Origin of the sequence: Streptomyces sp. RP5T (genome assembly GCF_003933965.1) — a bacterium.
Taxonomy (GTDB): Bacteria; Actinomycetota; Actinomycetes; order Streptomycetales; family Streptomycetaceae; genus Streptomyces.
Genome location: NZ_RSAJ01000437.1, coordinates 1 through 7,125 on the forward strand (window position 1 = coordinate 1; position 7,125 = coordinate 7,125).

A 7,125-nucleotide genomic window follows, 5' to 3' on the forward strand; every position below is an offset into this window, starting at 1 on the left:
GGGTGGGGCCTGCCGGGGTCGTCCAGCCAGTACGGGACCGGCTGGGCCTCGGAAAGTGACTTCGTCCAACGGCTCATGGCGCTCGGGGCCATGATTTCAACTCCCTACAGGGGGTTCTGCGAAAAGGCCTATGCCTTTTGCCTGTTGCGGCGGTTGCTGACGACCATGGAGGTCAGCACCAGGAGGACGGCGACGAGGAACATCGTCGTGCCGATGACGTTGATCTGGACGGGCGTTCCGCGCTGTGCCGAACCCCAGACGAACATGGGGAAGGTGACGGTCGAGCCCGCGTTGAAGTTGGTGATGATGAAATCGTCGAAGGAGAGCGCGAAGGCGAGCAGCGCGCCCGCGGCGATTCCGGGGGCGGCGATGGGCAGGGTGACGCGGACGAAGGTCTGGAACGGCCCGGCGTACAGGTCCTGAGCGGCCTGTTCCAGCCGCGGGTCCATCGACATCACACGCGCCTTGACCGCCGTCACGACGAAGCTCAGGCAGAACATGATGTGGGCGATGAGGATCGTCCAGAAGCCCAGCTGGGCGCCCATGTTGAGGAACAGCGTGAGCAGCGAGGCCGCCATGACGACCTCGGGCATCGCCATCGGCAGGAAGATCAGCGAGTTCACCGCGCCGCGGGCGCGGAAGCGGTAGCGGACCAGCGCGAAGGCGATCATCGTGCCGAGGGCGGTCGCGCCGAGTGTCGCCCAGAACGCGATCTGAAGGCTGACGGACAGCGAGCCGCACATGTCGGCGACCCCGCAGGGGTCCTTCCAGGCGTCCGTGGAGAACTGCTGCCACTCGTAGTTGAAGCGTCCCTTCGGCTTGTTGAAGGAGAACACCGTGACGACGACGTTCGGCAGCAGCAGATATCCGAGCGTGATCAGTCCCGCGATGACGACGAGATGACGCTTGAGCCAGTTGACGAAGGCCATTTAAACCAGATCCTCCGTGCCGGACCTACGGATGTAGAAGGTGACCATGAAGAGAATCGCGGCCATCAGGATGAAGGAGAGGGCCGCCGCCGTCGGATAGTCCAGGATCCGCAGGAACTGCGTCTGGATGACGTTTCCGACCATGCGGGTGTCCGTGGAGCCGAGCAGGTCGGCGTTGACGTAGTCGCCGGCCGCCGGGATGAAGGTCAGCAGGGTGCCGGAGACCACGCCCGGCATCGACAGCGGGAAGGTGACCTTGCGGAAGGTGGTGACGGGCTTGGCGTACAGGTCGCCCGCCGCCTCGTGCAGCCGCCCGTCGATGCGCTCCAGGGAGGTGTACAGCGGCAGGATCATGAACGGCAGGAAGTTGTACGTCAGACCGCAGACCACCGCGAGCGGGGTGGCCAGGACACGGTCGCCGGTGGTCCAGCCGAGCCAGCTGGTGACGTCCAGGACGTGCAGCGAGTTGAGGGCGCCGACGACCGGGCCGCCGTCCGCGAGGATCGTCTTCCAGGCGAGGGTGCGGATCAGGAAGCTGGTGAAGAACGGCGCGATCACCAGGACCATGATCAGGTTCCGCCAGCGTCCCGCGCGGAACGCGATGAGGTACGCGAGCGGGTAGCCGAGCACCAGACAGAGGATCGTCGCGGCACCGGCGTACAGGATCGAGCGCAGGAACTGCGGCCAGTACTGCGACAGCGCGTCCCAGTAGGTCGCGAAGTGCCAGGTGACCTTGTAGCCCGTCTCCAGGGAGCCCGTCTGCACGGACGTGGAGGCCTGGTAGATCATCGGCAGGGCGAAGAAGACCAGCAGCCACAGGATGCCGGGCAGCAGCAGCCAGTACGGCGTGAAGCGGCCCCTCCTGCGTGGGGGCTTCTTCTCGGGCGCGGTCGGGGAGAGCGGCGGGGGCGCCTCGGTGAGCGTCGCCATCAGACCGTCGCCTCTTCCTGGATGCCGGCGTCGATGTCCTGGGCCGCGTCCAGACCGAAGGTGTGGGCCGGGTTCCAGTGCAGGACGACCTCGGCGCCGGGCACCAGCCGGGCGTCGCGGTCGATGTTCTGGGCGTAGACCTCGAACTCGGGGCAGACGGGGCTGTCGATGACGTACTGCGTGGAGACGCCGATGAAGGAGGAGTCGGCGATCCTGCCGGTGATGCGGTTGCGGCCGTCGGGGATCTCGCCGGCCTCGTCGGCGTGGGTGAGGGAGATCTTCTCGGGGCGTACGCCGACCAGCACCCGGCCGCCGGTCGCGGCCGGCCCGGCGTAGCGCGTCTCGGGCAGCACCAGCTTGCCGCCGCCCGCCTTCAGGACGATCTCGCCGCCGCTCCTGGAGTCGACCTCGGCCTCGATGAGGTTGGAGGTGCCGAGGAAGTTGGCGACGAAGGTGGTGTTCGGGTTCTCGTACAGGTCGGTGGGCGAGCCGAGCTGCTCGACGCGGCCCGCGTTCATCACGGCGACCGTGTCGGCCATGGTCATGGCCTCCTCCTGGTCGTGCGTGACGTGCACGAAGGTGATGCCGACCTCGGTCTGGATGCGCTTGAGCTCCAGCTGCATCTGGCGGCGCAGCTTGAGGTCGAGGGCGCCGAGCGGCTCGTCGAGGAGGAGCACCTTGGGGGTGTTGATCAGGGCTCTCGCGACCGCCACACGCTGCTGCTGGCCACCCGAGAGCTGGTGCGGCTTCTTGCGGGCCTGCTCCCCCAGCTGCACGAGCTCCAGCATGTCCTCGACCTGCTTCTTCACCGACTTGATGCCACGCCGGCGCAGGCCGAAGGCGACGTTCTCGAAGATGTCGAGGTGCGGGAAGAGGGCGTAGGACTGGAAGACGGTGTTCACCGGCCGCTTGTAGGGCGGCAGCCGGGTGACCTCCTGGTCGCCGAGGTGCACGGTGCCCGTGGTGGGCTCCTCCAGGCCGGCGATCATGCGCAGGGTGGTCGTCTTGCCGCAGCCGGAGGCGCCGAGCAGGGCGAAGAAGGAGCCCTGGGGCACGGTCAGGTCGAGCGGTTGCACCGCGGTGAAGCCGTTGTCGTACGTCTTGCTGATGCCGGCGAGGCGGACGTCCCCGCCGGTCTCGGTGGTCTTGTTCGTCACGGTGATCACGCCCCAGTCAGCTTCGCGAACTTCTCTTCAAAGGCCGTCTCTTCCTTCGCGCTCAGGGAGCGGAAGGCGTGCGACTTCGCGGCCATGGCCTTGTCGGGGATGATCAGCGGGTTGTTCGCCGCATCCGGGTCGAGCTTCTCCAGCTCGGGCTTGACCCCGTCGACGGGCGACACGTAGTTGATGTACGCGGCGAGCTCGGCGGCCGGCTTCGGCTGGTAGTAGAAGTCGATGAGCCGCTCGGCGTTCGTCTTGTGACGGGCCTTGTTCGGGATCAGCATGTTGTCGGTCGACGTCATGTATCCGCTGTCCGGGATGATGAAGTCGATGTCCGGGCTGTCGGCCTTCAGCTGGACGACGTCACCGGCCCAGGCGACACAGGCGGCGAAGTCGCCGCTGGTCAGGTCGGAGGTGTAGTCGTTGCCGGTGAAGCGGCGGATCTGCCCCTTGTCGACGGCCTTCTGCAGACGCGCGATGGCGGCGTCGTAGTCGTCGGCGGTGAAGTGCGCCGGGTCCTTGCCCATGTCGAGCAGGGTCATGCCGATGCTGTCGCGCATCTCCGACAGGAAGCCCACCCGGCCCTTGAGCTTGGTGTTGTCGAGCAGGTCGGAGATCGACTTCACCTCCTGGCCGTCGAGCGCCTTCTTGTTGTAGGCGATGACGGTCGAGATGCCCTGCCACACGTAGGAGTACGCCCGCCCCGGGTCCCAGTCGGGTTCACGGAACTGCTGGGACAGGTTGGCGTAGGCGTGCGGCAGGTTGGAGGCGTCCAGTTTCTGGACCCACCCGAGGCGGATGAGCCGTGCGGCGAGCCAGTCGGTGAGCACGATGATGTCGCGCCCGGTGTCCTGCCCCGCCGCGAGCTGCGGCTTGATCTTCCCGAAGAACTCGACGTTGTCGTTGATGTCCTCGGTGTACTTGACCGAGATGCCGGTCTGCTTCTTGAACTGGTCGAGCGTGGGGTGGTGTTTCTCGCTCTCGTCCACGTCGATGTACTCGGTCCAGTTGGAGAAGTTGACGGTCTTCTCCTTGGCCGAGTGGTCCTCGGCCGAGACCCCGCCCTGGGTGTTGCCGGCCGCGGGGATGCCGCAGGCGCTCAGCGCGCCGAGGCCGCCGACCGTGAGCGCGCCGCCCGCGGAGGCACGCAACAGGGACCGCCGGGTCATGGCGGCCCGGCCGCTTCGGAAACTGCGCCGCATGGCGGCCACTTGGGCCGGTGACAGGCGGTCGGGCTCGTACTGCTCCATGCGCTGGTGCCCTTTCGGGAAAGTGGGCGGCCGCGGGTCGGGCGGCCTGAATACGGCTATCGGTCCCCGAAGATCGTGCGGTGCCAGTCCTTCCTGACGACCGCCGTGTTGTCGAACATAACGTGCTTGATCTGGGTGTACTCCTCGAACGAGTACGAGGACATGTCCTTGCCGAAGCCGGACGCCTTGTACCCGCCGTGCGGCATCTCGCTGATGATCGGGATGTGGTCGTTGACCCACACGCACCCGGCCTTGATCTCCCGCGTGGCCCGGTTCGCCCGGTAGACGTCCCGGCTCCAGGCGGAGGCGGCGAGCCCGTAAGGGGTGTCGTTGGCGAGCCGGATGCCCTCGTCGTCGCTGTCGAAGGGCAGCACGACCAGGACCGGCCCGAAGATCTCGGACTGGACGATCTCGCTGTCCTGGGCGGCGTCCGCGACGAGGGTGGGTTTGTAGTACGCGCCCTTGGCGAGCTCTCCGCCCGGCGCCTCGCCGCCGGCCACCACGCGCGCGTAGCCGCGCGCACGGTCGACGAACCCGGCGACCCGGTCCCGCTGGACGTGGGAGATGAGCGGGCCGAGATCGGTGCCGGCGGCGAACGGATCGCCCAGCCGGACGCTCTCCATGAGGGCGGCGGTCCGCTCGACGAACGCCTCGTACAGCGGCCGCTGCACGTACGCGCGCGTAGCGGCCGTGCAGTCCTGTCCGGTGTTGATGAGGGCGCCCGCGACGGCCCCGTTGACGGCGGCCTCCAGGTCGGCGTCGTCGAAGACGACGAAGGGGGCCTTGCCGCCGAGTTCCAGGTGCAGCCGCTTGACGGTGGCGGTGGCGATCTCGGCGACGCGCTTGCCGACGGCCGTGGACCCGGTGAAGGAGGTCATGGCCACGTCGGGATGCCCGACCAGCCGCTCACCCGCCTCCCTGCCGGTCCCGGTGACGATGTTGACGACACCGTCGGGGATCCCGGCGTCGGTGGCCGCCTGGGCGAAGAGGAGCGAGGTGAGGGGGGTGATCTCGGCCGGCTTCAGGACGATGGTGTTGCCTGCCGCGATCGCCGGGAGGATCTTCCAGGCGGCCATCTGGAGCGGATAGTTCCAGGGCGCGATGGACCCCACGACCCCGATGGGCTCGCGCCGCACGTACGAGGTGTGATCGCCGGAGTACTCCCCGGCCGACTGCCCCTGGAGATGCCGGGCCGCTCCCGCGAAGAAGGCGGTGTTGTCGATGGTCCCCGGGACGTCGAACTCCCGGGTCAGCTTCAGCGGCTTCCCGCACTGGAGCGACTCCGCGCGGGCGAAGTCCTCGGCACGGTCGGCGAGTACGGCGGCGAACCGGTGCAGGGCGTCGGAGCGCTCGCCGGGAGTGGAGGCGGCCCATCCCGGGAAGGCCGCGCGCGCCGCGGCGACGGCGGCGTCCACGTCCTCGACGCCGGCCAGCTCATAGGTGAGGACCTCCTCGCCGCTCGCCGGATCGACGACCGCGTGCGTACGTCCGGAGGTCCCCTTGGTGAGACGCCCTCCGATGAACTGCGCGCCTTCGGCGAACCGCTCCTGGGCCGCGAACCGGTCCGGGATGGCACTGCCCGGGTTGTGCATGTCGCTCTCCTCCGCCGTCACCCCGCGGCGACCGCGGGCGGGTGGCGTAGCTCCAGCTCGATTTGAGTGCCGATCCTGACAGAGCAATGACACTCCTACAAGTGATTCCGTTGTTGCCTTTCGGTTACGCGACGGAATCTGTCGACCAGGTGTCGAGTCGTCGCCGAAAAGGGAGGACGGACTGTCAGTGGTTCCTGCCAGACTCGCGTGCATGGGGAGGATCACGGAGAAGATCGATTCACAGGATGCCCTGGTCAAGCAGGTCAGGGCGGGGGCGAAGATCAAGTATCTGCACTTCTGGGGCCACCGCCCGCGGCCGGACGGCCGGGTCGGCGCGAGCTGTCTGAGTCAGTGGTGGCCCTCACCCTTCGTGGTGGACGGGGTGACCTATGCGACCGCCGAGCACTGGATGATGGCGGCCAAGGCGCGGCTTTTCGACGACCCGGAGGCCGAGCGCCGCGCACTGGCCGCCGGGCACCCGTCCCAGGCCAAGGCGGCGGGCCGTCTGGTCCGTAGCTTCGACGAGCAGGTCTGGCGGCGGGAGCGGTTCGGGATCGTCGTCGAGGGCAGCGTGCACAAGTTCTCGGCCCACGCCGACCTGCGCGCGTTCCTGCTGAACACCGGGGACCGGGTCCTGGTGGAGGCCAGCCCGGTGGACCGGGTCTGGGGCATCGGTCTGGCCGCGGACGACGAGGCGGCGGGCGCACCGGAGCGCTGGCGCGGCCCGAACCTCCTGGGCTTCGCGCTGATGGAGGCGAGGGAGCGCCTCAGAAACGCGTGAAGGGGACCACCGGATCCGGTGGTCCCCTGTTTTCCTTGCCGTGCGCCGCGGCTGCTACCCCGCCTGGACCGTCGCCACGACGGCGAGGGAGCCGTCGTAGTAGTCGGAGTCGTCCTCCGAGTTGATGGCGGCGGTGATCCCGATGGCCAGCAGCACGATCACCGCGATCCCGAGGATCGTGCCGATGATCCCCATGATGAACCCGGCCTGCGCCTGTCCGTGGTTGGTGGCCTCTCCGCGCTCGGCCCGCTTGCGTCCCTTGACCCCGAACACGATGGCGAGGACGCCGAGCACCAGCGAGAGGATGCCGTACATGCAGAACAGGGCGCAGGAGAGGATGCCCAGCACCATCGCGGCGACGCCCATGCCGTTCTGCGGGGGCATCGGCGGGGCCCAGCCGCCGTACCCCTGCGCGCCCTGGGGGTAGCCGGGGTAGCCGTAGCCGACGGGAGCGCCGGGGCCCTCCGGTCCGATGGGCGGGGG

At 68.3% G+C, this 7,125-nt stretch carries 7 protein-coding genes; 1 reads left to right on the forward strand and 6 read right to left on the reverse strand.

The window, feature by feature from the left end; genetic code table 11:
- Positions 1–128 precede the first annotated feature (128 nt).
- From EHS43_RS32600 to EHS43_RS32620, 5 genes are read right to left on the reverse strand one after another with little or no spacing between them, the layout of a single operon-like run.
- Entirely contained in the window at positions 129–929 is an 801-nt protein-coding gene (locus EHS43_RS32600) for an ABC transporter permease (RefSeq protein WP_125194277.1), read from the reverse strand.
- Positions 930–1,859 carry an ABC transporter permease gene (locus EHS43_RS32605; protein ID WP_125194278.1) on the reverse strand — a complete coding sequence of 310 codons (930 nt, stop codon included), beginning with the start codon at positions 1,857–1,859 and terminating at the stop codon, positions 930–932.
- Entirely contained in the window at positions 1,859–3,025 is a 1,167-nt protein-coding gene (locus EHS43_RS32610) for an ABC transporter ATP-binding protein (RefSeq protein WP_125194279.1), read from the reverse strand. Before EHS43_RS32610 ends, EHS43_RS32605 begins: the two co-directional genes overlap by 1 nt.
- Positions 3,022–4,269: a PotD/PotF family extracellular solute-binding protein gene (locus EHS43_RS32615; RefSeq protein ID WP_125194280.1), complete on the reverse strand. Its 1,248-nt coding sequence runs from the start codon at positions 4,267–4,269 to the stop codon at positions 3,022–3,024. The genes EHS43_RS32610 and EHS43_RS32615 overlap by 4 nt, the downstream gene beginning before the upstream one ends.
- A gap of 56 nt (positions 4,270–4,325) precedes the next feature.
- Entirely contained in the window at positions 4,326–5,861 is a 1,536-nt protein-coding gene (locus tag EHS43_RS32620) for a gamma-aminobutyraldehyde dehydrogenase (protein WP_125194281.1), read from the reverse strand.
- 211 nt (positions 5,862–6,072) lie between these two features.
- Here EHS43_RS32620 and EHS43_RS32625 point away from each other — a divergent pair, with 211 nt between their 5' ends.
- Complete coding sequence (locus EHS43_RS32625) at positions 6,073–6,642, forward strand: NADAR family protein (protein WP_185806514.1); 570 nt, start codon at positions 6,073–6,075, stop codon at positions 6,640–6,642.
- Positions 6,643–6,696: 54 nt separating this feature from the next.
- On the opposite strand, the gene EHS43_RS32630 is transcribed toward EHS43_RS32625, so the two are convergent.
- Positions 6,697–7,125, reverse strand: a 429-nt coding sequence (locus tag EHS43_RS32630) for a DUF4190 domain-containing protein (protein WP_148104136.1), incomplete at its 5' end; no start/stop codon positions are given.